The 26,031-nt window shown below is 72.8% G+C and carries 19 protein-coding genes and 1 pseudogene; 3 read left to right on the top strand and 17 right to left on the bottom strand.

Annotated features, from left to right (window positions below; all coding sequences use genetic code 11):
- Positions 1-162: 162 nt before the first annotated feature.
- The 4 genes from ACFYXM_RS01535 to lipB all read right to left on the bottom strand — a co-directional run bounded on the left by ACFYXM_RS01535 (position 163) and on the right by lipB (position 3,572).
- On the bottom strand, positions 163-873 hold the full coding sequence (locus ACFYXM_RS01535) for a DUF4191 domain-containing protein (protein WP_389285778.1): 711 nt from the start codon (positions 871-873) through the stop codon (positions 163-165).
- A gap of 19 nt (positions 874-892) precedes the next feature.
- Entirely contained in the window at positions 893-1,108 is a 216-nt protein-coding gene (locus tag ACFYXM_RS01530) for a hypothetical protein (protein ID WP_389285776.1), read from the bottom strand.
- Positions 1,109-1,540: 432 nt separating this feature from the next.
- Positions 1,541-2,506, bottom strand: a complete 966-nt coding sequence (lipA, locus tag ACFYXM_RS01525) for a lipoyl synthase (protein WP_389285775.1) — start codon at positions 2,504-2,506, stop codon at positions 1,541-1,543.
- A gap of 253 nt (positions 2,507-2,759) precedes the next feature.
- On the bottom strand, positions 2,760-3,572 hold the full coding sequence (gene lipB, locus ACFYXM_RS01520; protein ID WP_389285774.1) for a lipoyl(octanoyl) transferase LipB: 813 nt from the start codon (positions 3,570-3,572) through the stop codon (positions 2,760-2,762).
- Between the two features lie 271 nt (positions 3,573-3,843).
- Between lipB and ACFYXM_RS01515 the strand changes: the two genes are divergently transcribed.
- Positions 3,844-5,484: a regulator gene (locus ACFYXM_RS01515; protein ID WP_389285772.1), complete on the top strand. Its 1,641-nt coding sequence runs from the start codon at positions 3,844-3,846 to the stop codon at positions 5,482-5,484.
- 120 nt (positions 5,485-5,604) lie between these two features.
- Here ACFYXM_RS01515 and ACFYXM_RS01510 read toward each other — a convergent pair whose 3' ends face one another.
- Entirely contained in the window at positions 5,605-6,927 is a 1,323-nt protein-coding gene (locus ACFYXM_RS01510; RefSeq protein ID WP_389285770.1) for an NAD(P)/FAD-dependent oxidoreductase, read from the bottom strand.
- A gap of 374 nt (positions 6,928-7,301) precedes the next feature.
- Positions 7,302-8,201, bottom strand: a complete 900-nt coding sequence (locus ACFYXM_RS01505) for a TIGR01777 family oxidoreductase (protein WP_389285768.1) — start codon at positions 8,199-8,201, stop codon at positions 7,302-7,304.
- A 160-nt stretch (positions 8,202-8,361) separates the two neighbouring features.
- Between ACFYXM_RS01505 and ACFYXM_RS01500 the strand changes: the two genes are divergently transcribed.
- A complete protein-coding gene (locus tag ACFYXM_RS01500; protein WP_389285766.1) occupies positions 8,362-8,889 on the top strand; it encodes a GNAT family N-acetyltransferase in 528 nt (175 codons plus the stop codon).
- Positions 8,890-9,159: 270 nt separating this feature from the next.
- Here the strand turns inward: ACFYXM_RS01500 and ACFYXM_RS01495 are convergent, their stop codons facing one another.
- From ACFYXM_RS01495 to ACFYXM_RS01460, 8 genes are all read right to left on the bottom strand, one after another.
- Positions 9,160-9,681 (bottom strand): DUF4240 domain-containing protein, encoded by a 522-nt coding sequence (locus ACFYXM_RS01495; protein WP_389285934.1) that lies wholly within the window; start codon positions 9,679-9,681, stop codon positions 9,160-9,162.
- A gap of 61 nt (positions 9,682-9,742) precedes the next feature.
- Entirely contained in the window at positions 9,743-10,714 is a 972-nt protein-coding gene (locus ACFYXM_RS01490) for a helix-turn-helix transcriptional regulator (RefSeq protein WP_389285764.1), read from the bottom strand.
- 218 nt (positions 10,715-10,932) lie between these two features.
- A complete protein-coding gene (gene aceE / locus ACFYXM_RS01485) occupies positions 10,933-13,599 on the bottom strand; it encodes a pyruvate dehydrogenase (acetyl-transferring), homodimeric type (protein WP_389285763.1) in 2,667 nt (888 codons plus the stop codon).
- 403 nt (positions 13,600-14,002) lie between these two features.
- Complete coding sequence (locus ACFYXM_RS01480; protein ID WP_073782202.1) at positions 14,003-14,626, bottom strand: GntR family transcriptional regulator; 624 nt, start codon at positions 14,624-14,626, stop codon at positions 14,003-14,005.
- 542 nt (positions 14,627-15,168) lie between these two features.
- Positions 15,169-16,986, bottom strand: coding sequence for a 2-oxoglutarate dehydrogenase, E2 component, dihydrolipoamide succinyltransferase (gene sucB, locus ACFYXM_RS01475; protein WP_389285762.1), 1,818 nt, complete (start codon positions 16,984-16,986; stop codon positions 15,169-15,171).
- Between the two features lie 60 nt (positions 16,987-17,046).
- Positions 17,047-18,435, bottom strand: a complete 1,389-nt coding sequence (gene lpdA, locus ACFYXM_RS01470) for a dihydrolipoyl dehydrogenase (protein WP_389285760.1) — start codon at positions 18,433-18,435, stop codon at positions 17,047-17,049.
- A 338-nt stretch (positions 18,436-18,773) separates the two neighbouring features.
- Positions 18,774-20,330 carry a leucyl aminopeptidase gene (locus tag ACFYXM_RS01465; RefSeq protein ID WP_389285759.1) on the bottom strand — a complete coding sequence of 519 codons (1,557 nt, stop codon included), beginning with the start codon at positions 20,328-20,330 and terminating at the stop codon, positions 18,774-18,776.
- 616 nt (positions 20,331-20,946) lie between these two features.
- Complete coding sequence (locus ACFYXM_RS01460) at positions 20,947-21,729, bottom strand: adenosylcobinamide-GDP ribazoletransferase (RefSeq protein WP_389285757.1); 783 nt, start codon at positions 21,727-21,729, stop codon at positions 20,947-20,949.
- Positions 21,730-21,862: 133 nt separating this feature from the next.
- Here ACFYXM_RS01460 and ACFYXM_RS01455 point away from each other — a divergent pair.
- Positions 21,863-22,093: pseudogene (locus ACFYXM_RS01455) on the top strand (hypothetical protein); the annotation flags it as partial.
- Here ACFYXM_RS01455 and ACFYXM_RS01450 read toward each other — a convergent pair.
- The 3 genes from ACFYXM_RS01450 to cobT form a co-directional block, all read right to left on the bottom strand.
- Positions 22,067-22,810 (bottom strand): hypothetical protein, encoded by a 744-nt coding sequence (locus tag ACFYXM_RS01450; protein WP_389285755.1) that lies wholly within the window; start codon positions 22,808-22,810, stop codon positions 22,067-22,069. The pseudogene ACFYXM_RS01455 and the gene ACFYXM_RS01450 sit on opposite strands and share 27 nt — an antisense overlap.
- The gene (locus tag ACFYXM_RS01445) at positions 22,807-24,609 is read right to left on the bottom strand and encodes a phosphatidylglycerol lysyltransferase domain-containing protein (RefSeq protein WP_389285753.1); all 1,803 of its coding nucleotides are present in this window, start codon (positions 24,607-24,609) and stop codon (positions 22,807-22,809) included. Before ACFYXM_RS01445 ends, ACFYXM_RS01450 begins: the two co-directional genes overlap by 4 nt.
- Positions 24,610-24,723: 114 nt before the next feature.
- Positions 24,724-25,863: a nicotinate-nucleotide--dimethylbenzimidazole phosphoribosyltransferase gene (cobT, locus tag ACFYXM_RS01440; RefSeq protein WP_389285751.1), complete on the bottom strand. Its 1,140-nt coding sequence runs from the start codon at positions 25,861-25,863 to the stop codon at positions 24,724-24,726.
- Positions 25,864-26,031: the final 168 nt, after the last annotated feature.

The following is a 26,031-nucleotide window of genomic DNA, read 5'->3' as shown; positions in this document are numbered from 1 at the left end:
CCGCGCGGACCAGGCCCGAAACTGAGACCGGCCCGTCGACCGGGCCGTCCGGCGGCAGGGGCCCACCGGCATGGAACGACCGGCGCAGGACGGTGCAAAAGAGGGTGGGGCGCACCCAATCGGTCCGCCCCACCCTCTTTTCCGTTTCCGCCGCGTCGGGCGTCAGCGCATCTTCCCGCCGCCACGAGGCATCCGCATGCCCTTCGGCATCGGACCCTTCGGCAGCGGCATGTTGCTCATCAGATCGCCCATCGCGCGCAGCCGGTCGTTGGCGGTGGTCACCTGCGGGCCGGTGAGCACCCGAGGCAGCTTCAGCATCTTGGTGCGCACCTTCTTCAGCGGCACCTGGCCCTCGTCGTTGCCGACGATGATGTCGTGCACCGGCACGTCGATCAGGATGCGCGCCATCTTCTTCTTCTCGGCCGCGAGCAGCTGCTTCACCCGGTTCGGGTTGCCCTCGCCGACCAGTACGATGCCCGCCTTGCCGACGGCGCGGTGGACGACGTCCTGGCTGCGGTTCATCGCGACCGCAGGGGTCGTGGTCCAGCCGCGGCCCACTCGTTCGAGCACCGCCGCCGCGGCACCCGGCTGCCCCTCCATCTGCCCGAAGGCCGCGCGCTCGGCACGCCGCCCGAAGACGATCGCCATCGCGAGGAGAGCCAGTACGAAGCCCAGAATGCCCAGGTAGACCGCGTGGTCGATCAGGAAGCCGACCCCGAGGAGGACACCGAAGGTGACGATTCCCACGCCCGCGACGACAAGACCGACCTTGGGATCGGTCCGCCGGGTCATCTTGTAGGTCAGGGCGATCTGCTTGAGCCGCCCCGCGTTCTCGGCGCTCTCCGCGCCTTCAGTGTTTGCCTTCCTCGCCATGCACAGAAGTTTACGTGGCTCAGGAACGACGGTCGGCCGCGGCCTCCGGTACGTGCCCGGCCAGTACGTGCTCGGTCTCCACGCGGTCCTCGGCCCGGCGGCGGTCCTCCAGGACGGCGGTCCAGGCGTTGCGGCGGGCGGTGCGCTGGCCGCCGCTCAGCAGCAGCGACTCGACGGCGCGAAGAGCATGGGTGACGGAAGGGAGGGGGGTGGCGCGTACCGGCACGGTCTGCATCGTGGAGATCTCCTCGGAGCGGATGTGCGGACCGGGTCGTGCGGACGAGCCGCGCGTACCCGGCTGCCCGGATGGGACGGACCGGGGCGGACTGCTCCGGACCGCGTTGCGCGAAGTGAGCGGGGAAGCGAGTGGGTGGGCGGTGGAGTGGGTGCGGGGGACAGGACGGTGGCGGCGACAGCGGCGCGGGGTGCCGCCGCGGCGTGACCGCCCGGCGTCACCGTGCTGCGACCACCTGATGTCACCACGCCGTGAGCACCCAGCGTCACTGTCCGGTGTGACCAGCGTATGACCGGTCGGCCACACACCAATGAAACCTCGATCCGGACGCGGCGCACGCCGAAGCGGCCCATATGCGCCTTTGACCTGCGAGGAGCGCACGGGGCCGCTTCGGACCGGTGGTGACCGGAGAGTATTCGCCTGTGGGCGGATTCACACGGTGGGAGCCGTGGTGGCGGCGCCACGCCGCTCCATCGCCTGCTGGAAGAGCCGGCCCGCGCGGTACGAGGAGCGGACCAGCGGCCCGGACATCACGCCGGAGTAGCCGATCGCGTCGGCCTCGTCCTTCAGCTCCACGAACTCCTGCGGCTTCACCCAGCGCTCGACCGGGTGGTGGCGCACGGACGGGCGCAGGTACTGCGTGATCGTGATGAGCTCGCACCCCGCCTCGTACAGGTCGCGCAGCGCCTCGCTGACCTCCTCGCGGGTCTCGCCCATGCCGAGGATCAGGTTGGACTTGGTCACCAGACCGGCCTCACGGGCCCGCGTGATGACCTCCAGGGAACGCTCGTAACGGAAACCGGGGCGGATCCGCTTGAAGATCCTCGGCACGGTCTCGACGTTGTGCGCGAGCACCTCGGGGCGCGCGGAGAAGACCTCGGCGAGCTGCTCGGGCACCGCGTTGAAGTCGGGGATCAGCAGTTCGACCTTGGTACGGCCGGCCTCCCGCTCCGCGGTCATCGCGTGGATCCGGCGCACGGTCTCCGCGTACAGCCAGGCACCACCGTCCTCCAGGTCGTCGCGCGCGACGCCCGTGATGGTGGCGTAGTTCAGGTCCATGGCGACGACGGACTCACCGACCCTGCGCGGCTCGTCCCGGTCCAGCGCCTGCGGCTTGCCCGTGTCGATCTGGCAGAAGTCGCAGCGCCGGGTGCACTGGTCGCCACCGATGAGGAACGTGGCCTCGCGGTCCTCCCAGCACTCGAAGATGTTGGGGCAGCCGGCCTCCTGGCACACCGTGTGCAGACCCTCGCTCTTCACGAGCTTCTGCAACTGGCTGTACTCGGGACCCATCTTCGCCCGGGTCTTGATCCACTCGGGCTTGCGCTCGATGGGGGTCTGGCTGTTCCGGACCTCCAGGCGCAGCATCTTGCGCCCGTCGGGTGCGACAGCGGACACTCCGGCACTCCCCTTTGCTTTCACTGCACTGGTTGCTTCGGTTGCTTCGGCATTGGATTCTTCGGCGGACACCAGGGTACGCCCGTGGTTCACACGGCTTTACGACTGGCCAACCTGTGGCCGGCAGGCCCTATTCCCGGCGGGCACGTCCCGCGCCCCCGTCGGCCGTCACCGGACCGCCCGGGGCACCGGGCTCCGGCCGTCACCGGACCGCCTCGGCCGTCACCGGGCCGTCACCGGGTCGTCCCGGCCGTCAGGCCGTGGCCACGGCGTCCGTCGGGCGTTCGACGGCGCGCGGGGCGAGCTCCGCGTTCTCCAGGACGTCCTTGAGGTGCTTCTCGACGACCGGCAGCACCTCGGCGATCGTGATGTCGCGGCCCAGCTCGTACGCGAGCGAGGTGACGCCCGCGTCCCGGATGCCGCACGGCACGATGCGGTCGAACCAGGTGGTGTCGGGGTTCACGTTGAACGAGAAGCCGTGCATGGTCACGCCCTTGGCGACCCGGATGCCGATCGCGGCCAGCTTGCGGTCCTCGCGGCGCTGGCCCGCGTTGGACGGGGCGTACTCGGGCCCGTGCAGCCGCGCGTCGAACTCCTCGTCCGTCAGCCGCGGGTCGAAGTCGAGGGAGAGACCGCCGAACGCCGGGCGGTCCTCGACCGGGTCGCCCAGCACCCAGACCCCGCTGCGGCCCTCGATCCGGGTGGTCTCCAGACCGAACTCGGCGGCGGTACGGATCAGCGCCTCCTCCAGCCGGCGGACGTGCGCCACCACGTCCACCGGGCGGGGCAGCTTCTGGATCGGGTAGCCGATGAGCTGGCCCGGGCCGTGCCAGGTGATCTTGCCGCCCCGGTCCACGTCGATGACCGGGGTGCCGTCCAGTGGGCGCTCGCTGTCGGTCGTGCGCCGACCCGCCGTGTAGACGGGCGGGTGTTCCAGCATCAGGCAGGTGTCGGGGACGGCGTCCTCGAACCTGGCCGCGTGCACCTCGCGCTGCTTCTGCCAGGCCACCTGGTAGTCGACGGCTTCCTCGCCGAATCCCAGCCGGACGAACCGGAGCTCGGTCACGACAGATGCCTCCCTACTCGTGGTGGCGGGAGCCGGGAGTGCCCGGAGCCGCGTCACCAGCACTGAATCAGCCCCGAGCCACTGTACGTCCGGTACCGGGGAGACGGACCGGCAGGTGGATTCCGTCGACCCTCGTCAGCACCGCCCTCAATCCTCACACGATCGGATGAAAGCGAAGTGAAGGCGGCTTGGGCCTGGGCGAGGGCCGCTAAATTCACGCCGTTCCATTAGGGCTGCCCGCCGGCCCCGAAGGCAGGAGACCGTACAGCTGATGTCGGAACGACCTCCGCAGCGCACCCCCAACCGCCGACTCGCCTCCCTCATCACCGAGGCCGGCTTCTCGCACGCCGGCCTGGCCCGCAGGGTGGACCAACTGGGTCTGGAGCACGGCCTCGACCTGCGGTACGACAAGACCTCCGTGACCCGCTGGCTGCGCGGTCAGCAGCCGCGCGGCACCACGCCGGCGCTGATCGCCGAGGTCTTCACCCGGAGACTCGGCCGCCGGCTCTCCGCGCAGGACCTGGGCCTCGACGCGTGCGCTCCGGTCTACGCGGGCCTGGAGTTCGCCGCCACGCCCGCCGAGGCCGTCGACATCGTCAGCGGACTGTGGCGGAAGGACTCGGGCAGCCACGCCGAGCTGCGCAAGATCGCCTTCACTCCGGCCGGGCTCGTCGTGCCCAGCCGGGACTGGCTGATCGGCCGGGCCGATGAGTGGGTGGCGCGGGGGAGCGAGTCCGCCGCGCCGGTGCCGGGCGACGCGGCCGGGAGCCGTACGCCCGGCGGGGTCCGGACGTCCGAGGGGGCCGGAACACAGGGGGCACGCGGGTCGCACGGGGCACACGGGTCGCATGGGGTGCACTGGCCCGGAGGCATGCACGGCGGCCACGTCGGGACGCGAGGACCGGGTCCGTCCCGGCCCGCCGGACCGCCCGCGCCGCCCGGGCCCCCCGTCGGTCCGCCCGGCGGTCCCGCTGTGCCCCGGCAGCGGCAGACCGAGCGGAGCCCCGGCCAGCGCGTCGGCGGTGGTGATGTCGCCGCCCTCCGATCGGTCGGCGAACTCTTCCGCACCCTCGACCACACCTACGGCGGCGGGCACGCCCGCCAGGCGCTCGTCCGCTACCTGGAGCACGAGACGGAGCCGATGCTGCGGGGCACGTACGGCGAGGCCACCGGGCGCCGGTTATTCTCCGCCGCCGCCGATCTGACCCGGCTGGCGGGCTGGACCTCGTACGACATCGCGGCCCACGGCCTGGCCCAGCGGTACTTCGTCCAGGCGCTGCGGCTGGCCCAGGCCGCGGGGGACCGCGCGTACGGCAGCTACGTCCTGATCACCATGAGCCGGCAGGCGGTCTATCTCGGGCACGGCAGGGAAGCCGTGCAGCTGGCCCGGGTGGCGCAGCAGGGCATCGGTTCGTCGGCGCCGCCCGTCGTCCAGTCCCTGCTGCACGCCGTCGAGGCGCGTGGGCACGGGGTGCTCGGCGACGCCAGGTCCTGCACCGCCTCGCTGGCACGGGCGGAACGCGCACTGGAGATCGCCCGCCCCGGGGACGAGGTCCCGCACTGGGCGCGGCACTTCGACGAGGCCCAGCTCGCCGACGAGTTCGGGCACTGCCATCGCGACCTCCAGCAGTACCGCGCCGCAGCGCAGCATGCGGAGCGCTCCCTCGAACTCCGCGCGCCGGTGTACGCCCGCAGCCGGTTGTTCTGCCGGGTGGTGCTGGCCTGCGCCCGGCTCGGGCTCGGTGAGCTGGACCAGGCGTGCCTGCTGGGCGCCGAGGCCGCCCAGCAGGCGATGGAGATGCGGTCGGCACGGGCGACGGAGTACGTACGGGACTTCGAGCGCCGTCTGGAGCCGTACCGGGACGCGGCCGCGGTGCGCGGATACCGCGAACGGGTCGCCGCGCTGGGCTGAGGCGAGTCGCGCCGGGGCGGGGCATACCTCGCCGAGGTGACGGCGAGCCGTTCTCCGCCCCGGTCCGGCGGGCCGCTCCTGCCGGGGGTCACGCCGCTCCGGCGGCCCGGGCCGGAGGCGTCACGCGGCTTCGGGGAGTGCCTTACCGCCTCCGTCGCCCTTTCCTCCGCGCCCCGGGCGCACGCCCAGGTCCGTGAGGATCGCCTCGGCCGCGCGACGCCCCGAGAACAGGGCGCCCTGGACCGTGCTGGTGTCGCGGTGGTCGCCGCACACGTACAGCCCGGCGAGCAGCCGGACCGGGCGGCGCAGATCGTGGGGCGCGGGCATCGCGGGGACGGCTTCGGGGTCGTGATGGGCGGCCAGCAGCTCCCAGTCGTCGGTGGGGGTGCCGTACAGGACGGCGAGATGGGAACGGACCGCGCGGTCCAGGTCCGGCGGCGGGGTGCCGAGCACCGTCGAGCTGATCAGCGTCCGGCCGCGCGGGGCGCGCGCGGGGTCGACCGCGCTCATCACCGCCGTGTGCGCGACCGGACCCGAACGGTCGGAGTCGAGCAGAAGTGAGGCACCGGTCTGCGGGGGAACCGGCGCGGTGTGATGAAGCACCGTCACCGGGTGGAAGGTGGGCACCCGCAGACCGGGCAGCAATGCGGCGGCGGCACCGGCGCCGGTCGCCAACAGCAGGGAACGGCAGCCGAGTTCGCCGTGGTCCCTGGTGCGGACCGAGGTGATGTCGGCGGCCGTGACATGGACCCCCGTCCGTATCGTGCCGGGCGGCAGCGAGGCCGCGAGCAGTTCGGGCAGCCTGCCCGCACCGCCCGCCGGCACGCACAGCCTGCCGCGCGCGTAGTCGCGCAGGACGAGGTCGGCACAGCGGCTGGACGTGGTGAGTTCCGGGTCGCTCAGGAGCGCGGAAAGAAGCGGGCGCAGGAAGCCGTTGACCGTTCGGGAAGGCAGGCCCCGGTGGGACAGGGCGGCGAGCGCGGTCTGCTCGGGCCGGGCCAGGATGCGGGACGCCGGGGTGGCGGCGAGCCGGTTCAGGGCGGCACCCAGCCGTGCCTGGTCGATCGGCCCGCCCATCGGCGGCCGGGGAGAGCTCGCCAGGGCGCGTGCTGCCTTGAACGCGCCCCGCGCGCCCCGTACGTCGCCGGTCCGGTACTGGCGGCCCTCACTGTGGACGAGCGGCCCCGGTGCGAAGGGGCGCAGGGCGAGTCCTTCGAGGGCGGGCGTGAGGCGGAGCTCCGGGTACGCGGTGCTGAGGAGCGGTCCGAGGCGGTCGAGCAGGAAGCCGTCCGACTCGGTCGTGGTCATTCGGCCGCCGACCCGGTCGCTCGCCTCCAGGACGTTGACGCTCACTCCCGCGCTGGTCAGGCGGTGGGCGGCCGACAGGCCGGCGATGCCTGCCCCGATGATGACGACGTCCGCGTGATGTGCCGAGCTGAGCACGTGCCCTCCCCGAGCCGTCGCAACCGGTGGGGGCTCTTGTCCCCGACGGGCCCCCGGAGTACCGGAGTTCGCAAGGAGGCTAGGAGGGCGGCCGGGACAGTCGCAGACGCGCGCGCCCGGGGCACCGTTGCACGGGGTCGCACGTCCGTCCGATTCGGTGGCGGGCGCGGACGGCCGCGCGTCCGAGAGGCGCGACCGGTGTGCGCCGGTGCCCTTCACGGTGCGCTGGGCGCGGCGCCGCGAGGCGCGTTCGGTGTGGTGCCGGGTGGTGGTGTACGGAGCGTTCGGTCTCGGTGGGGGTGGTGCACGGCCGCGTTCGGACCGGTGTTCCGCGCCGCGTCCGGCACGGTGTCGTACGGAGCGGCGCGGGCCGTTCAGCGCAGCGCCGCGCGGATCGCCGCGTCGATGCCGGGGAAGGCGAACGCGAAGCCCGAGTCCAGCAGCCGGCCGGGCAGTACCCGCTGGCTGGCCAGCACGTCCTCGGCGAAGTCGCCGAGGACCAGGCGCAGGGCCGGTGCCGGTGCGGTCAGCAGCGTGGGGCGGCGCAGTACCCGGCCCATGGCGGCGGTCACCTCGGCGTTGGTGACCGGGTCGGGGCCGGTGAGGTTCACCGGGCCCGACAGCGACTCCGTGTCCAGGATGTGCCGCAGCGCAGCGACCTCGTCGTGCAGGGCGATGAAGCTCCAGTACTGGCGCCCGTTGCCCAGACGTCCGCCGAGCCCCGCCCGGAACAGCGGGAAGAGGCGTCCCCAGGCCCCGCCGGCGCGGGCCACGACCAGACCGGTGCGGGCGTGGACGGTCCGTACGCCCGCCTCCTGCGCGGCCGCCGTCGCCGCCTCCCACTCCACGCAGACGGACGGCAGGAACCCGGTGCCGGCCGGGGCGCTCTCGTCGACCGCCCGGTCCCCGGTGTCGCCGTAGTAGCCGATGGCCGACCCGGACACCAGCACCTTCGGCGGCACGTCCAGCGAGGCGAGGGCCTCGGCCACCGCCGTCGTCCCGTGCACCCGGCTGTCCCGGATCTCCCGCTTGTACGCCGGTGTCCAGCGGTGGTCGCCGACCCCGGCCCCGGCGAGGTGGACGACGGCGTCGCAGCCGACCAGGCCCGCCACGTCGACGTACCGGCGCTCGGGGTCCCACTCCACCTCGTCGCCGGCCCGCGCCGGGTGTCGTACCAGGCGGACGACCTCGTGCCCGTCGGCCCGCAACGAGCGCACGAGCGCCGCTCCGATGAGTCCGGACGATCCGCTGACGGCGATACGGGAGGGCAGCATGGCCCCATCTTGCCGCAGGCGTTCCCGGATGCCCCAGCGGCCGGGCCGACCGGGTGGGAGAACGGCCCCACCGGGCCGCCGACGGCACGGGGCGGGGCCGGTCCGCCGACGGACGAAAAGAGCTGTTCCGACGGGTGGGCTGCGTGGCACAGTGGCGCGCATGCAAGACATCCACACGCCTCCGGCCTGTTCCGTGCGCCCCGCGAACCTCTCCGACGACGACGCCCTCGGAGAACTCGACCGCGCCACCTGGTCGACCCTGCACGCGGTGATGCCGAGGCCGCAGCCGCCGTACCCGCCCTTCTTCGACGACCGCCACCGCCCCGAGGACCTGCTCGTGGCCGAGGGGCAGAACGAGGCGGGGAAGACGGCCATCGCCGGGTACATCAGGGTCGTTCCGCCGACTCCGCTGCCCTGCAACTCCCACGTCCGCCAGATACAGGGCCTGGCCGTGGCCGACTGGGCGCGCGGCCGGGGCGTCGCCAGGACCCTGCTGCGGGCCGCGTGCGCGGCGGCACGGGACGGGGGCGCCAACCGGATGACACTGCGGGTGCTCGGGCACAACGCGCCCGCGCATGCCCTGTACGAGTCGGAGGGATTCGTCGTCGAGGGCGTGCTGCGCAGCGAGTTCTTCCTCGACGGCCGTTACGTCGACGACGTCCTGATGGGGCGTTCGCTCGCCCCCTGATCCGCCCTAAGGGCTGTCCCGTAATCCCTGGCGGGCGCGCGACGACAGCTGCGGCACCTCGCCGCGTTGTCGGAACGTCCGCATGCGTCCAGTATGCGGACGCCCCTCCGCCTTGCGATGCACCACATCCGACGCCGCGCGCTGGTCCGCCACGGATTACGGGACAGCCCTTAGCGCCCCCGGCTCGGTCGCCGAACAGTCGCATGCCGCCGATGAGCTCGTGCAGGCAGCGCACCGCGAGATCGGCGGGTGAGCCGCGCCCGGTCGCGCTCAGTCGCCCCGGAAGCGCGCCCAGAGCGCGGGGAAGTGCTCCGCGAGGCTCGCCTCGTCCTCGATCGCGAGCGGGACGCCTTCCGGTTCGGCGGGCTGGGCCGGCAGCCCGAGATCCGGGTCGACCACGCCGGTGAGCTGTTCGTACGCCTCGTCGGCGGCGTAGCCGAGGTCCTCGCCGTCCCCGTCGATCTCCTCGTCGAAGTCGTCGAGGAGATCGGCGAGGGCGTCCGGATCGTGCAGCGCGCCCTCGAAGACCTCCCGGCCCTGCCCGATCAGCCAGCAGCGGAAGAAGTCGAAGGCGTCGTCGCCCGTCCCGCCGAGCAGCACGGCGGCGGCGCCCCGCAGATCCCAGCGGTACGCGCGGTTGTAACGGGCCTCGAAGTGCCGGGCGAAATCCAGCACGGCTTCCGGATCGAGCCGTACCAGCCGTTCGACGAGCAGGTCGGCCTGATCCTCGGGGTCGCCCTCGGCGTCCTCGCGGGTGCTGTCGATGATCTCCCAGAACTCCGTCTCGTCCATCACGGATCAAGCATCGGCCGTGTCGGCGGACCGCGCACGTGGACGCGACCGGAGGACGCGCTCAGCGGTACAGGTCGTGCAGGCGCCGCGCCGCCGCGGCGAGACGGGTCCGCAGACCGGCCGGTTCGAGCACCTCCGACTCGGGCCCCAGCCCCAGCAGTTGGGTGTACGCGATCTCCAGGGACTCGACCGGCAGAGTGAGCGTGCGCCACCCCCGCGCGTCGGGCGGGCCCGCCGCCTCCAGGGCCTGCCGGACCGCCGAACGGTCCATCACGTGCGGCAGTCGGCGTACGCCTTCCTCCGACACCCGCACCGTCACCTCCTCCCGCAGCAGTGAGCGGGCGAACTGCGCGGACCGTTCCACCCAGAACCTCGGCAGGTCGAAGTCCTCGTCGCGCGCGAACCGTTCGTCCGACACCGTGACCGCCGAGAACCGGTCGATCCGGTACACCCGGAAGTCCTCCGCCACCCGGGCGCAGAGGTACCAGACACCGGCCTTCAGGACGAGTCCGTACGGGGCCAGCTCCCGCTCCACGTCCTCGTCCCGCCCGTTGCGGCGGTAGCGGGCACGCACGATCCGGTCGTCCCACACGGCCTGCGCGACGGCGGACAGCAGTTCGGGGGTCTCCGGCTCCCGGAACCAGCCGGGCGCGTCCAGGTGAAAGCGCCGGGCGGTGCTCTCGGAGGCGTCCCGCAGCGAGGGGAGCAGGGCCGCCGACACCTTGAGCCGGGCGGCGGACGCGGCTTCCTCCAGACCCATCTCGCGCAGGGCGGAGGGCAGACCGGAGAGGAAGAGCGCCTCGGCCTCGTCGCGGGCGAGACCGGTGAGGCGGGTGCGGTACCCGCCGACCAGGCGGTAGCCCCCGGCCCTGCCCCGGTCGGCGTACACGGGAACGCCCGCCTCGGAGAGGGCCTGCGCGTCCCGGGTGACGGTCCGCTCGGACACCTCCAGCTCCCGGGCGAGCTCGGCGGCGGTCATGGCGGGGCGGGACTGCAGGAGCAGCACCATCTTGATGAGGCGGGCAGCACGCATGGCCCCATTGTGGCCGCGGGCCCTCCATCGCCCGCGCCCGCCGCCCCGGCCCGCGCCGCCCCGGTCCCGGCGTCGGCCGGCCTGCGCCACCTGGCCGCGGAAACGATGCGGCCGCGGAAATGACGCGGCGGTGGAATCGGTGCGGCGGTGGAATCGGTGCGGCGGCGGCCGGGTGCACCCGGCCGCCGCCTTCCACCGTTCCCGGTGTCACTCCGGGGTCACAGCCCGTACCGCTCCCGGGCCTCCTTGACCGCGGCCGTGCTCACCTCGCCGCGGCGGACCAGCTGGGCCAGCGCCGCGACCGTGATCGACTGCGCGTCCACACCGAAGTGGCGACGGGCCGCGTCACGGGTGTCGGACAGGCCGAAGCCGTCCGTGCCGAGCGAGGACCACTCCTGCTCCACCCACTGGCTGATCTGGTCCGGTACCTGCCGCATCCAGTCGCTGACCGCCAGGACCGGACCCGGCGCGCCCTCCAGGGCGCGGGTCACGTACGGCACCCGCTGCTCGCCCCGCAGCAGCGCCTCGTCGCACTCCAGGGCCTCCCGGCGCAGCTCGCCCCACGAGGTCGCGGACCACACGTCGGCCGTGACGCCCCATTCAGCCGACAGCAGCTCCTGCGCCTCCAGGGCCCAGTGGATCGCCGTACCGGAGGCCAGCAGCTGGACGCGCGGCGCGTCCGCCTCCGCGGGCGTGCCCTCCTTGAAGCGGTAGAGGCCCTTGAGGATGCCCTCCTCGACCCCCTCCGGCATCGCGGGCTGCGGCTTCGGCTCGTTGTAGACCGTCAGGTAGTAGAAGACGTCCTCGGCGTCGGGGCCGTACATCCGGCGCAGACCGTCCTTGACGATCACCGCGATCTCGTACGCGAACGCCGGGTCGTAGTTGAGCGAGGCCGGGTTCGTGGACGCGATCAGGTGCGAGTGACCGTCCGCGTGCTGGAGACCCTCGCCCGTCAGCGTCGTGCGGCCCGCCGTGGCGCCGACCACGAAGCCGCGGCCGAGCTGGTCGCCGAGCTGCCAGAACTGGTCGCCGGTGCGCTGCCAGCCGAACATCGAGTAGAAGATGTAGAAGGGGATCATCGGTTCGCCGTGCGTCGCGTACGACGTGGACGCGGCGATGAAGTCCGCCATGGCACCGGCCTCGGTGATCCCCTCGTTGAGGATCTGGCCGTCCTTGGCCTCCTTGTAGTACATCAGCTGGTCGCGGTCGACCGGCTCGTACGTCTGGCCCAGCGGCGAGTAGATGCCGGCCGACGGGAAGAGCGACTCCATGCCGAAGGTACGCGCCTCGTCCGGGACGACCGGTACCCAGCGCCTGCCCGTCCGCTTGTCCCGCATCAGGTCCTTGACGAGGCGGACGAAGGCCATGGTGGTGGCCATCTCCTGCTTGCCGGACCCCTTCTTCAGCGCGGCGAACGCGCGCTCCTCGGGCTCGGGCAGTGCCACGGCGTGCACCCGGCGGGCCGGGGCCGGACCGCCGAGGGCGGCGCGGCGTTCCTGGAGGTAGCGCACCTCGGGGGAGTCGGCGCCCGGGTGGCCGTAGGGCACCAGGCCGTCCACGAAGGCGCTGTCCGGGATCGGCAGCCCCAGCAGGTCGCGCATGTCCTTGAACTCGTCGGCGGACAGCTTCTTCATCTGGTGGTTGGCGTTCTTGGACTCGAAGCCCTTGCCGAGCGTGAAGCCCTTCACCGTCTGGGCGAGGATCACGGTCGGGCCGCCCTTGTGCTCCAGGGCCGCCTTGTACGCCGCGTAGACCTTGCGGGGCTCGTGGCCGCCGCGCGAGGTGTAGAAGCACTCGGCGATCTTCGCGTCGGTGAGCAGCTTCGCCATCTCGACGAGTGCGGGCTCGGCGCCGAAGAAGTGCTCCCGGATGTACGCGACGTCGCGGGTCGCGTACGTCTGGAACTGCGCGTCCGGGACCTCGCGGAGCCGGCGGACCAGCGCGCCCGTGGTGTCCAGCTGGAACAGTTCGTCCCAGGCGTTGCCCCAGAGCGTCTTGACGACGTTCCAGCCGGCCCCGCGGAACGCGCCCTCCAGCTCCTGGACCACGCGGAAGTTGGCGCGCACCGGGCCGTCGAGGCGCTGCAGGTTGCAGTTGATGACGAAGGTCAGGTTGTCCAGCCGCTCGCGGGCCGCGAGGGCGAGGGCGGCGGTCGACTCGGGCTCGTCCATCTCGCCGTCGCCGAGGAAGGCCCAGACGTGCGAGTTCGAGGTGTCCTTGATGCCGCGGTTGGTCAGGTAGCGGTTGAAGCGCGCCTGGTAGATCGCGGAGAGCGGGCCGAGGCCCATCGACACGGTGGGGAACTCCCACAGCCAGGGCAGCCGCCGCGGGTGCGGGTAGGACGGCAGGCCGTCGCCGCCCGCCTCCTGGCGGAAGTTGTCGAGCTGCCGCTCGCCGAGCCGGCCGTCGAGGAAGGCACGGGCGTAGATGCCGGGGGAGGCGTGGCCCTGGACGTAGATCTGGTCGCCCGAGCCGTCCCCTTCTTTGCCGTGGAAGAAGTGGTTGAAGCCGGTCTCGTACAGCCAGGCGGCCGAGGCGAAGGTGGCGATGTGACCGCCGACCCCGAACCGGGCGCCGCGGGTGACCATCGCGGCGGCGTTCCAGCGGTTCCAGGCGGTGATCCGGTTCTCCATCTCCAGGTCGCCGTCGAACACGGGCTCGGCGGCGGTCGGGATGGAGTTGACGTAGTCGGTCTCCAGCAGCTTGGGCAGCGCGAGACCGGCGCCCTCGGCGTGCTGGAGCGAGCGGCGCATCAGGTACGCGGCGCGGTGCGGGCCGGCGGCCCTGGTGACGGCGTCCAGGGAGGCCGCCCATTCGGCGGTCTCCTCGGGGTCGCGGTCCGGGAGCTGGTCGAGCTCGCTCGGAAGCTTTACGGGGTCGGTCATGATCGCCGCCTTCCGGAGTGGGAGGAGGGTGGAGAAGTCCCTGGCTGGCAGGACAGGGCGATGGGGCCGGTGAGCCCGCGAGTGAACTCTAGGCCGTCGATCGATGATCGATCAAAGGGTGAACGGCAAAACTTCTCGATACGAAGAAATTGGCATTCGGTGCCACGAAGTGGGGCACGGAGTGACGGGATTTAGCGCACAAAAGGGGCGCGTGATCGCACGGCCGAGCATCCCTCACCACAGATGCGTCACCCGTACCGGACGGCCTGTGCGGCGCCGGACAAGTCCCGGACGGCCCCGCGGGCGACGGACGAGCGCCGGACGGGTCGCCGGAATGCCGGACGAGTCCCGGGCCGGTCGCCCGGGTGCTGGAGGAGCCCCGGGCCGGTAGCCGCCGTGCTGCTCAGGCGCGCGGCGCGCAGCCCAGGACGTGTGCCTTGACCAGCGCCCCGATGTCCGGGTCCTTGCGCAGGAACGCCTCGATGAGCGCCTCGTGCTCCTCCGCGTACGACTTCTGCACCGTGCCCAGCCAGCGGATCGACAGGGCGGTGAACACCTCGATGCCCAGGCCCTCCCAGGTGTGCAGCAGCACGGCGTTCCCGGCGGCCCGCACCATCTCCCGGTGGAACGCCACGGTGTGCCGCACCTGCGCCTCGCCGTCGGCCAGCCGGTCCGCCTCGTAGAGCGCCGCCACGTGCGGGGCCAGGCGCGAGCAGTCCTCGCCCAGGGCCGGGGCCGCCAGCTCCGCGGCGATCTGCTCCAGACCGGCCCGGACCGGATAGCTCTCCTCCAGATCGGCCGCGGTGAGGTTGCGGACCCGCACGCCCTTGTTGGGGGCGGACTCGATCAGCCGGAGCGTCTCCAGCTCCCGCAGGGCTTCGCGCACGGGCGTCTGGCTGACCTCCAGCTCGGTGGCGATGCGGCGCTCCACGATCCGTTCGCCCGGCTTCCAGCGCCCGCTGACGATCCCGTCCACGATGTGCTCGCGGATCTGTTCGCGCAGCGAGTGGACGACGGGCGGGGTCATGTGGAGCTCCTTCGGGGCGGACCGGTGCTGTCTGCGCCATCACGGCGGCCGGGGCGACCGGTGAATGACTGGTGCCACTCCCGGCAACGTCTGCCCTGTCGGCGCCGCCCGGCACGCACGCTCGCGGCGTGGCCGAAACCCCACGCAGCCCCGCTACGAGGACTTCCGGCCGCCTCGCGATCGCTCGCACCGGACAACGCGCCTTCCGGGCAAACATTTCCGGTCACGGCACTGGTGCCACTCCCGGCAACGTTTGCCCCGGGCAAACCTTTCCGGTCACGGCACTAGGACGTGTTTCGAACGTAGCGTCGTCCGTCCGAAGGGCGGGGTCCGCGGCGTCCGGTGCGGTGCGTCGCAAGGCGGAGGGTCGTCCTCGTACGGGGGCGTACGTGGACGATCCCGACGACGTGGCGAGGCGCCGTGCCAGGCGTCGCGGGCCGGACGGGACTTTCGAAACACGTCCTAGACAATACGGCGGTGCCCCCGCCCGGACGTGATCCGGACGGGGGCACCGCTCGTGAGGCTGGTTACAGCCGCGACATTCAGAGGCCGAGCTCGACCTCGAACTCACCGGCCTCCAGGATCGCCTTGACCGTGGTCAGGTAACGGGCGGCGTCCGCGCCGTCCACCAGACGGTGGTCGTAGGAGAGCGACAGGTACGTCATGTCGCGCACCGCGATCGTCTCGCCGAGGTCCGGGTGGTCGATGACCACCGGACGGCGGACCGTGGCACCGATGCCCAGGATGGCGACCTGGTTCGGGGGAACGATGACGGTGTCGAACAGCGCACCGCGCGAGCCGGTGTTGCTGATGGTGAAGGTGGCCCCGGACATGTCGTCCGGCGTCAGGCCGCCACCGCGGGCCTTGCCCGCCAGCTCCGCGGTCTTCTTCGCGATACCGGCGATGTTCAGGTCGCCCGCACCCTTGATGACCGGGGTCATCAGACCCTTCTCGGCGTCCACGGCGATGCCGATGTTCTCCGAGTCGAAGTACGTGATGGTGCCCTCGTCCTCGTTGATCCGGGCGTTGACGACCGGGTGGGCCTTCAGCGCCTGGGCCGCCGCCTTGACGTAGAACGGCATCGGGGACAGCTTGACGCCCTCACGGGCCGCGAACGCGTTCTTCGCAAGGCCGCGCAGCTTCATCAGCTTCGTGACGTCGACCTCGACCACCGACGTCAGCTGGGCCTGCGAGTGCAGCGCCTTCATCATGTTGTCGCCGATGACCTTGCGCATGCGGGTCATCTTGACCGTCTGGCCGCGCAGCGGGGACGCCTCCAGCTTCGGCGCCTTCGAGGCGGCAGGGCCCGCTGCGGTCACCGCGGCGGCGACCGGAGCCGGCGCGGCGACGGCGGCCCGGGCGGCCTCCGCGGCGGCGACGACATCGTGCTTGCGGATACGGCCACCGACGCCGGTGCCCTTGACCGCGCCCAGGTCGACACCGGACTCGGCGGCGAGCTTACGGACCAGCGGGGTGACGTACGCGCCGTCGTCACCGGCGGTCGCGGCCGGGGCGGCGACGACGGGAGCCGGGGCGGGGGCGGCGGGCGCGACCGGGGCGGGAGCCGGGGCGACCGGAGCCGGAGCCGGGGCGACCGGAGCCGGAGCCGCCGGGGCGACAGGAGCCGGGGCCGGAGCCGGTGCGGGGGCCGGTGCGGGGGCCGCCGGAGCGGCCGGAGCCGGTGCGGGAGCCGGTGCGGCGGCGGGCGCGGGGGCGGCGGCCGGAGCGGCCGGGGCAGCCGCCGGAGCGGCACCCGGGGCACCGATCACGGCGAGCTTGGCACCGACCTCGGCGGTCTCGTCCTCGGCGACCACGATCTCCAGCAGCACGCCGGAGACCGGTGCCGGGATCTCGGTGTCGACCTTGTCCGTGGAGACCTCCAGGAGGGGCTCGTCCTCCGCGACCTCCTCGCCGACCTCCTTCAGCCAGCGGGTGACGGTGCCCTCGGTGACGCTCTCGCCGAGCGCGGGGAGGGTGACGTCGGTGCCGGCCGCGCCACCGGCCGGAGCGGCGGCGGGCGCCTCGGCGACCGGGGCCGGGGCGGCGGGGGCCTCGGGAGCCGGGGCCGGGGCGGCCTCGGGCTCGGCGGCGGCCGGGGCGGCAGCGGCGGCGGGCGCACCCGTGCCGTCGTCGATGACGGCCAGCTCGGCGCCGACCTCGACGGTCTCGTCCTCGGCGACCTTGATGGCGGTGAGGACGCCGGACGCCGGGGCGGGGATCTCGGTGTCGACCTTGTCGGTCGAGACCTCGAGCAACGGCTCGTCGGCCTCGACGCGCTCGCCCTCGGCCTTCAGCCAGCGGGTGACAGTGCCCTCGGTGACGCTCTCACCGAGCGCCGGAAGGGTTACGGAAACCGACATGGTTTCGGTTGCTCCTTACGAAAGTGCGGAAGTGGTCGTCGTCGCGCCCGGTCGACTGGATCAGTCGTGGGAATGGAGGGGCTTGCCGGCCAGAGCCAGGTGGGCCTCGCCCATCGCCTCGTTCTGGGTCGGGTGGGCGTGGATCAGCTGCGCGACCTCGGCCGGCAGCGCCTCCCAGTTGTAGATCAGCTGGGCTTCGCCGACCTGCTCGCCCATGCGGTCACCGACCATGTGGACGCCGACCACCGCACCGTCCTTGACCTGGACGAGCTTGATCTCGCCCGCGGTCTTCAGGATCTTGCTCTTGCCGTTGCCCGCGAGGTTGTACTTCAGGGCGACGACCTTGTCCGCGCCGTAGAGCTCCTTGGCCTTGGCCTCGGTGATGCCCACGGAGGCGACCTCGGGGTGGCAGTACGTCACCCGCGGGACACCGTCGTAGTCGATCGGGACGGTCTTGAGACCGGCCAGGCGCTCCGCGACCAGGATGCCCTCGGCGAAGCCGACGTGCGCGAGCTGGAGCGTCGGGACCAGGTCGCCCACGGCCGAGATGGTGGGCACATTGGTGCGCATGTACTCGTCGACGAGGACGTAGCCGCGGTCCATCGCGACCCCGGCCTCCTCGTAGCCCAGGCCCTGCGAGACCGGGCCGCGGCCGATGGCGACCAGCAGCACCTCGGCCTCGAAGGTCTTGCCGTCGGCCAGGGTGACCTTGACGCCGTCCTGGGTGTACTCGGCGCTCTGGAAGAACGTGCCGAGGTTGAACTTGATGCCGCGCTTGCGGAAGGCGCGCTCCAGGAGCTTCGAGCTGTTCTCGTCCTCGACCGGGACGAGGTGCTTCAGGCCCTCGATGACCGTGACGTCGGTGCCGAAGGACGTCCACGCCGAGGCGAACTCGACGCCGATGACGCCGCCGCCCAGCACGATCGCCGACTTCGGGACGCGGTCCAGCTTCAGCGCGTGGTCCGAGGAGATGATGCGGTTGCCGTCGATCTCCAGGCCCGGCAGCGACTTCGGCACGGAACCGGTCGCCAGCAGCACGTGGCGGCCCTGGACCCGCTGACCGTTCACGTCCACCGAGGTGGGGGAGGAGAGCCGGCCCTCGCCCTCGATGTACGTGACCTTGCGCGAGGCGATGAGACCCTGCAGGCCCTTGTACAGGCCCGAGATGACGTCGTCCTTGTACTTGTGGACGGCCTTGATGTCGATGCCCTCGAAGGTGGCCTTGACACCGAACTGGTCGGCCTCGCGCGCCTGGTCGGCGATCTCGCCGGCGTGCAGCAGGGCCTTCGTGGGAATGCAGCCGTTGTGCAGGCAGGTGCCGCCGACCTTGCCCTTCTCGATCAGGGCGACGTCCAGGCCCAGCTGCGCCCCGCGCAGGGCCGCGGCGTAACCGCCGCTACCGCCGCCGAGGATCACTAGGTCGAAAACGGTGCTGGCGTCGTTCGCCACGTCACGTCCTCCATGCATGTGCGCCGTATGCCGGGCCCCGTCGCTGGGGGATGACCGGCCGGTCGGCTGGTGTGCGGCCGCTTGTCGTTCGGCCCTGTGGTGGGGGCCCTGTCCTGCCGAGAACCCATCTTCGCACTTGTCGACGGGTGGTGGGACGCGGGGCCCGGGTCCGGGAAGGATGCTCATCCGTTCCGGACGGTTACCGCTGCGTAGTGAGGTGCTGTGCCCATCACGTTTCGTCGAGAGCGAAACCCTCCTCCGCGCCGTGGTGCCAAGGGGGGAACGCGAACGGCCCCGGGCGTATGCCCGGGGCCGACGGTCGTCCGCGTGACGCGACCTCAGCCGAGGTCGCCGGCGGCCGTGCGCTCGGCCAGCCTCACCAGTGTGCGGACCGCGGAACCGGTGCCGCCCTTCGGCGTGTAGCCGTACGGCGCACCCTCGTGGAAGGCCGGGCCCGCGATGTCCAGGTGCGCCCAGGCGATGCCCTCGCCCACGAACTCCTGGAGGAACAGGCCGGCCACCAGGCCGCCGCCCATCCGCTCGCCCATGTTGGCGATGTCGGCCGTCGCGGACTCCATGCTCTTGCGCAGGTCCGCCGGGAGCGGCATCGGCCAGGACGCCTCGCCGACCTCCTCGGCGATCTCGTGGACGGAGGCGCGGAAGGCGTCGTCGTTCGCCATGATGCCGAAGGTGCGGTTGCCCAGCGCCAGCATCATCGCGCCGGTCAGCGTCGCCACGTCGACGATCGCGTCCGGGTTCTCCTCCGAGGCGCGGGTCAGCGCGTCGGCGAGGACCAGCCGGCCCTCGGCGTCCGTGTTGAGGACCTCGACGGTCTTGCCGCTGTACATGCGCAGCACGTCACCGGGGCGGGTGGCGCTGCCCGACGGCATGTTCTCGGCGAGCGCCAGCCAGCCGGTGACGTTGACCCGGAGGCCCAGACGGGCGGACGCGACGACGGCCGCGAACACGGCGGCGGCGCCGCTCATGTCGCACTTCATCGTCTCGTTGTGGCCGGCCGGCTTCAGGGAGATGCCGCCCGAGTCGTAGGTGATGCCCTTGCCGACCAGGGCCAGGGTCTTCTCCGCCTTCGGGTGCGTGTAGGCGAGCTTCACCAGGCGCGGGCCGTTGACCGAGCCGCTGCCGACGCCGAGCAGGCCGCCGAAGCCGCCCTTGACGAGCGCCTTCTCGTCGAGGACCTGCACCTTGATGCCGTGCTCCTTGCCCGCGGCGGTGGCCACGGCGGCGAAGGACTCGGGGTACAGGTCGTTCGGCGGGGTGTTGATCAGGTCGCGGGCGCGGTTGATCTCCTCGACCAGCGCGACGGCACGCTCGGCGGCCTCCTTGAACGCCTTGTCGCGCGGCTTGGCGCCCAGCAGGGCGACCTCGCCCAGCGGCAGCCTGGGGCCGTTGCCGTTCTTCTTGCCCTTGGGCGCGATCTTGTCCTCGCCGCCCTGGTACGCGGTGAACGCGTACGCGCCGAGCAGCGCGCCCTCGGCGATCGCCCCGGCGTCCTCGGCGGACTCGACGGGCAGCGCGAAACCGGCCTTCTTCGAACCGGCCAGCGCGCGGGCGGCCGAGCCCGCGGCCCGGCGCAGCGCCTCGGCGTCGTACGCCTCGCCCTTGTCCGGGACGGATCCGAGTCCGACCGCCAGGACGACCGGGGCCTTGAGGCCGTCGGGCGCGGGGAGCTTGGTCACCTCGCCCTCGGCACCGGTGGCGCCCAGGGCCTCCAGGACGGTGGCGAGCTTCCCGCCGAACGCCTTGTCCACGGCCTCGGCGCCCGGTGCGAGGACCAGGCCCCCAGACTTGGATCCGGCGCCCTTGCCGACGCCGACGACGAGTGCGTCGGCGCGCAGCGTCGCCGCACCGGCAGTGCTGAGAGTGAGAGCAGTCACGGTGGTGAAATCTCGCTTCCGTTGAGTTCGTTGTCGGTCGAGGGGTGGGCCGACCATGCCCGGCGCATCGTAGACGCCGTCGCGATGTGCCGGGAATGAGCCTACGCGCGCCTTTACCGCAGGATCACGGCGGCGGGCCGTCGAAGAACGGCGCGGGGGCCCGGGCCGCGCTCGCGGACGGCCGTCGGCGGGGGCCGGGGCCGCGGGGCGCCCGGACATGCGGCGGGGGTCGTACGGGGTGAACACGCGGTGGACGCAGGGTCGTTCGGAATGCCGCACCCGAGGGGCAGAACCATGCCCGCCCGAGGAGCCGCCCGCCCGACACGTCCGGGCCCGGTGCTGCCGACCGTGGTCCTGGCCCTGCCGGCCCCTGCTGGCCGGCTGCACCGCCGCCCCGGAACCCGGCGGGACGTCCGCCGCGAGTTCCGGGAAGTACGAACTGCCGGTCGCCCGGTTCTGCGCCGACTCGAATCGGCTGGGCCTCAGTTCGCTGCGGAGGAAGTACGACCTGGGCGTCCGGCGTCAGGAGTGCCCGCGGGCCCGGCCGTAGTCCCCGCCCGTCGCGCCGGACCGGGGGAACGGTCATGGCCCCGCCCGTCGCACGGGGGTGTGGGACCTATCCGAGCGCGAGCACCACCAGCGCCGTCGTCGCCGCCGTCTCGGCCAGCGCCCCGAAGACGTCCCCGGTCACCCCGCCGAAGCGCCGTACGCAGTGCCGCAGCAGCAGGTCGGCGGCGGCGAGGGCGGCCACTACGGCGAGCGCGTGGTGCGCCGCCGCCCCGTACCCGCCCAGCGGCGCACCCGCCCCCGCGCACGCCGCGACCACCACGACGCCCGTCGCCACTGCCCCCGCCACCGGGACGGTCCCGGCCACCGCCGCGCCCAGCCCCTCCGGGCGTGCCGCGGGCACGCCCCGGCGGGAGGCGAGGGTGAGCGCCAGCCGGGCCGCCACCGCGGCGACGACCGCCGCCACCGCGCCGTGCGCCCAGCTCCGCCCGTACGCCTGCTGAAGCACCGCCACCTGGGCCAGCAGCACGAACAGCAGCGTGATCACGCCGAACGGGCCGATGTCCGACCGCTTCATGACGCGCAGCGCTTCGTCGGCCGGCTTGCCGCTGCCCAGACCGTCGGCGGTGTCCGCGAGACCGTCCAGATGCAGCCCCCGGGTCAGCACCGCGGGCACGGCGGCGGACGCCACCGCGGCGAGCAGCGGCCCGGAGCCGAGCAGCAGCGGCAGAACACCGGCCGCCGCCGCGAGTACTCCCACCACGAGACCGGCGAGCGGGGCGCACAGCATCCCGGCGCGGGCGGTGTCCCGGTCCCACCGGGTGACGCGGACGGGGATCACGGTCAGGGTGCCGAAGGCGAAGCGCGGGCCGTGGCTGTTCGGGAAGGTCACGGCGCGCAGGCTAATCGCTGCGACCGGCCGATGGATTGGACGGAGGCCGGATGAAAAACGGCCAACCATGACAAAGCGTGATGAAAGCGGCTTGTCGGGGGTGGGTGGCATGGGTCACTGATTCGACCGGAACATCGTCGAGCCGGGGAAGCTGCCCCTGCTCCTCGCGCCGGCCGCCTTCGTGCTCATCTTCGCCGTCACCCGGGTCGTCACCCGGACGATCAGGGCGGGGAAGGGCCCCTTCCGCAACATCACGCCCGGTGGGCTGCACGTCCATCACGTGGTGCCCGGTGTGGTGCTGAGCATCGTGGGCGGCACCGGGCCCGCGCCGCAGACTTCAGGACCTCATCGGCGGGGCGCCGGACCGGGCCCCGGTCCGCGGACGGCGCGATTCCTGAGTGCGGCGGTCCGCGTCACGGCCCCGGCGCCGGTGCCGGGCGACCGTGACGACGCACAGCACGAGCACCGCGGCGATCGCCGCCAGATGCTCCTTCCCGGCCAGGTTGTTCTTGAGGAACACCTCGACCACCATCGCCACGATCACCAGCCCGCCGGTGAACCACGCCCGGTAGACGCAGCAGACGTACACGGCGAGACCGACCACCGCGGCCGACGGGCCGGTGTCGACGACCCGGGCGTCGGAAGCGGGCAGCCCGAACGGGCCGTCCGGGCCCAGGGCGATGCCGATCCGCGCGTACAACGTCCCGGCCAGGGTGGCGCCGTACGCGACGGCGAGCGTGCGCCACCGGCCCAGGCAGATCTCGGCGATCCCGAACACCACCAGGATCTGCGCCAGCGCTCCCCACACCGGCAGGTCGAGCGCCGGGACGAACAGCGACAACGGGGTACGCAGCAGGGCCGCCCAGAACGGGTCCTCGGCCCGCACCGCCCCCAGCGCCCGCACCGCCCCGACCCCCCAGGGCCGGCTCTGCACCGCGTGCAGCAGCGCCGTCAGGCAGACCGCGGCGAGAGTCAGGGGGACGGCGCGCAGCCGGGCGGCCACGAGCCCCGCGCGCACGGTCCGCGCCAGTGTCTCCCACTCGCGTCGGGCCGCCCCGCGCAGTCCGCGGCCAGGTCTCATCCCCCCGCCCCGAGCTGTGAACGGTGCAGCCACTTCGGCAGCCCCGGCGCCTCCAGGAACCCTTCGGCGCGGCCCGCGGCCAGGCCGATGCGGGGCAGGTCGGCACTCTTCTCGAAGAGCATGAAGCGCGGCTCCCAGATCGGCCGGTACTTGGCGTTGGCACGGTACAACGACTCGATCTGCCACCAGCGCGAGAAGAAGCCGAGCATGGAACGCCACAGCCGCAGCACCGGTCCGGCGCCGAGCCGCGAACCCCTCTCGAAGACGGACCGGAACATCGCGAAGTTGAGCGAGACCTGAGTGATCCCGATCTCCTCGGCGCGTCGCAGGAGTTCGATGACCATGAACTCGACCAGTCCGTTCTCGGAGTCCCGGTCACGGCGCATCAGGTCCAGCGAGAGACCGTGCGGCCCCCACGGGACGAAGCTCAGCAGCGCCCGCAACCTGCCGGGGCCGCCCTCCTCCCCGGGCGCGTCACGGCATTCGAGCATCACGCACCGGCCGTCGGCCGGATCGCCGAGCCGGCCCAGCGCCATCGAGAAGCCGCGCTCGGTCTCCCCGTCCCGCCAGTCGTCGGCGCAGCGCACCAGCTCGGCCATCTCGTCCGCCGGGATGTCCTCGTGCCGGCGCACGGTCACCGCGTACCCGGCCCGCCGGACCCGGTTGTACGCCTGGCGCACGGTCCGCATCGCCCGGCCCTCCAGGGTGAACTCGGCGGTCTCCACGATCGCCTCGTCGCCCAGCTCCAGCGCGTCGAGGCCGTGGCGCGCATAGATCGTGCCGCCCTCCTCGCTCGCGCCCATCACCGCCGGGATCCAGCCGTGCTCGCGGGCCTCGTCCAGCCACGGGACGATCGCCCCCGGCCATGCCTCCGGGTCGCCGATGGGATCCCCCGAGGCCAGCGAGACCCCGCCGACGACCCGGTAGGCGACGGCGGCCTTGCCGGTCGGCGACCAGACGACGCTCTTCTCCCGGCGCAGTGCGAAGTAGCCCAGCGAGTCCCGTTCCCCGTGCCTGTCGAGCAGCGCCCGCAGCCGGGCCTCGTCCTCCGGAGCGATCGGGTCGACCGCCCGACGGGACCGGAACGCCGCGTACACGACGGCGATCAGCAGCAGCGTGGAGAGGATGTTGATGGTGACGTCGACCCAGCCGGGCGTGGTGATCCCGTCGTAGTGCACGTCGTTCTCGGCGATCGACACCAGGCGCAGCGTGCCGTAGCGCCAGCGGTCCAGGAACGTCGAACGGTACTCGTCGTGGGCGGTGTTGGTGAGGGTGACCAGGCCCGCGGCGATCAGTGAGGTGACCAGCAGTCCGCCGCCCGCGACGAGGGCGGCCAGCTTCGGGTTGGACCGGTCGCCCTTCGCGTAGAACTCGCGCCGTCCCAGGAGCAGCGCCAGGACGAACACGGCGGTCAGCGCCAGCGACACCCAGTTCTGCGGGTACCGCCGCACCTCCGGGAACGGGATCACCAGCGCGAAGAGCAGCAACAGCAGGCTGCTCACCACCATGTTCACGATCCACGCGGCCCGCTTGCGGCGGCGCATGGTGATCGCCAGGAAGAGTGCGACCACCCCGGAGGAGAATCCCGCGGTGAGCAGGTAGGGGGTGAAGAGGTTCGCGGTGTTGTGGCGACGCAGGTCGTTGCCGAGGGTGACCCAGACCGCGCTCAGGAAATTGATGAACGAGACGACCCGGAGGTACCAGATGGTGTACGCGGCGCAGCGGCGTGACCGGGCGGTGCTCGGTGCCCGGGTGCCGTCCCGCCGGGATTCCACGGTGGACAATCGGACCTCTCCCATGAAAAGCGATCATATGGTGCATCGCGTCGAGTGAGAGAGCGGGGCCGCGGCCGAAGTCCGTCGACCACGGCCCGCCGGATCCGCCGGCCGCCGATCAGGGCCCCGCCGGGCCGGTCAGCCGACGGCCGTCCCGCCGACGCCGCTCCTCCCTCCGGCCCCGGCGTCCTCGCCCTTGCCGCTTCCGGTGTCCTCGCCGGTGTCGCCCTCCTCCGCGTCGGCCCCGCGCTCGGGGAGCTCCGCCGCCAGCGCGGCCGCGGCCCGGACCAGCGGGAGCGCGAGCAGGGCCCCGCTTCCCTCGCCCACGATGACGCCGTGATCCAGCAGCGGGTTGAGCGCCATCCGGTCCAGTGCCTTGGCCTGCGCCGGCTCACCGCTCGCCTGGCCCGCCAGCCACCAGTCCGGCGCCCGGAAGGCCGCCCGCTGGCCCACCAGCGCACAGGCCGCCGAGACCACACCGTCCAGGATCACCGGCAGCCTGCGCACCGCGCACTGGAGCAGGAACCCGGTCATCGCCGCCAGGTCCGCCCCACCCACCGCGGCCAGCAGCTCCAGCTGGTCGCCGAGGACCGGCCGGGCACGCCGCAGCGCGTCCCGGATCGCCGCGCACTTGCGCATCCACGCCAGGTCGTCGATGCCCGCCCCGCCGCGCCCGGTGACCACCGAGGCGTCCGTGCCGCACAGCGCCGCGATCAGCGTGCCCGCCGCCGTCGTACCGCCCACGCTCAGATCGCCCAGCACCACCAGGTCCGTGCCCGAGTCGGCCTCCTCGTCGGCGATCGCCGCGCCGAGCCGTACCGCCCGCTCGGCCTCCTCGGCCGTCAACGCGTCCTCGACGTCGATCCGGCCGCTGCCCCGCCGCACCCGGTGGCGGACCACGGACTCGGGCAGCAGCTCCGGATCGCAGTCCAGACCGGCGTCCACGATCCGCACCGGTACGGAGAACTGCCGGGCCAGCACGGCGAGCGGGGTCGCGCCCTCCAGCGTGGCCCGCACCAGTTCGTGCGCGCTGCCGGCCGCGCGCCCCGATACCCCCAGCTCGGCCACCCCGTGATCACCGGCGAAGAGCACCACGCGCGGCCGCTCGATGGCCTTGACCGGAACGGACTGCTGGGCGGCCGAGAGCCACTCGCCCAGCTCGTCCAGGCGGCCGAGCGCGCCCGGCGGGACGACCAGGCGCTCCCGGCGTTCCTCGGCATCGCGCCGTACGCCGCCGTCGGGGCGTTCGATCAGGTCGGAGAAGTCGTCCAGATTCACGGGATCTGCCTCGCGGGTCGATACGTCGGTACGTCGGTGATACGTGATGGGTCTGCGGGCCCGGCGGCGGGCCCACTGCGGAACAGTACCCGGAGCGTTTCCGGTCCTCGGCCGTCACGAGGCTCCGCGTCCGGGGCGGTGCCCGGCCGTCGTGCGACGGCCGCGTCA

It is taken from the genome of Streptomyces sp. NPDC002476, from assembly GCF_042889785.1.
Classification (GTDB): Bacteria; Actinomycetota; Actinomycetes; order Streptomycetales; family Streptomycetaceae; genus Streptomyces.
The sequence above is the reverse complement of the archived record's forward strand: the minus strand, read 5'-3'. Positions and strand labels throughout refer to the sequence as shown.

Coding starts and splice junctions, on each gene's coding strand:
- ACFYXM_RS01535 (WP_389285778.1), bottom strand. CDS start 873: ATGGCGAGGAAGGCAAACACTGAAGGCGCGGAGAGCGCCGAGAACGCG.
- ACFYXM_RS01530 (WP_389285776.1), bottom strand. CDS start 1,108: ATGCAGACCGTGCCGGTACGCGCCACCCCCCTCCCTTCCGTCACCCAT.
- ACFYXM_RS01515 (WP_389285772.1), top strand. CDS start 3,844: ATGTCGGAACGACCTCCGCAGCGCACCCCCAACCGCCGACTCGCCTCC.
- ACFYXM_RS01505 (WP_389285768.1), bottom strand. CDS start 8,201: ATGCTGCCCTCCCGTATCGCCGTCAGCGGATCGTCCGGACTCATCGGA.
- ACFYXM_RS01500 (WP_389285766.1), top strand. CDS start 8,362: ATGCAAGACATCCACACGCCTCCGGCCTGTTCCGTGCGCCCCGCGAAC.
- ACFYXM_RS01495 (WP_389285934.1), bottom strand. CDS start 9,681: ATGGACGAGACGGAGTTCTGGGAGATCATCGACAGCACCCGCGAGGAC.
- ACFYXM_RS01490 (WP_389285764.1), bottom strand. CDS start 10,714: ATGCGTGCTGCCCGCCTCATCAAGATGGTGCTGCTCCTGCAGTCCCGC.
- aceE (WP_389285763.1), bottom strand. CDS start 13,599: ATGACCGACCCCGTAAAGCTTCCGAGCGAGCTCGACCAGCTCCCGGAC.
- ACFYXM_RS01480 (WP_073782202.1), bottom strand. CDS start 14,626: ATGACCCCGCCCGTCGTCCACTCGCTGCGCGAACAGATCCGCGAGCAC.
- sucB (WP_389285762.1), bottom strand. CDS start 16,986: ATGTCGGTTTCCGTAACCCTTCCGGCGCTCGGTGAGAGCGTCACCGAG.
- ACFYXM_RS01450 (WP_389285755.1), bottom strand. CDS start 22,810: ATGAGACCTGGCCGCGGACTGCGCGGGGCGGCCCGACGCGAGTGGGAG.
- ACFYXM_RS01445 (WP_389285753.1), bottom strand. CDS start 24,609: ATGGGAGAGGTCCGATTGTCCACCGTGGAATCCCGGCGGGACGGCACC.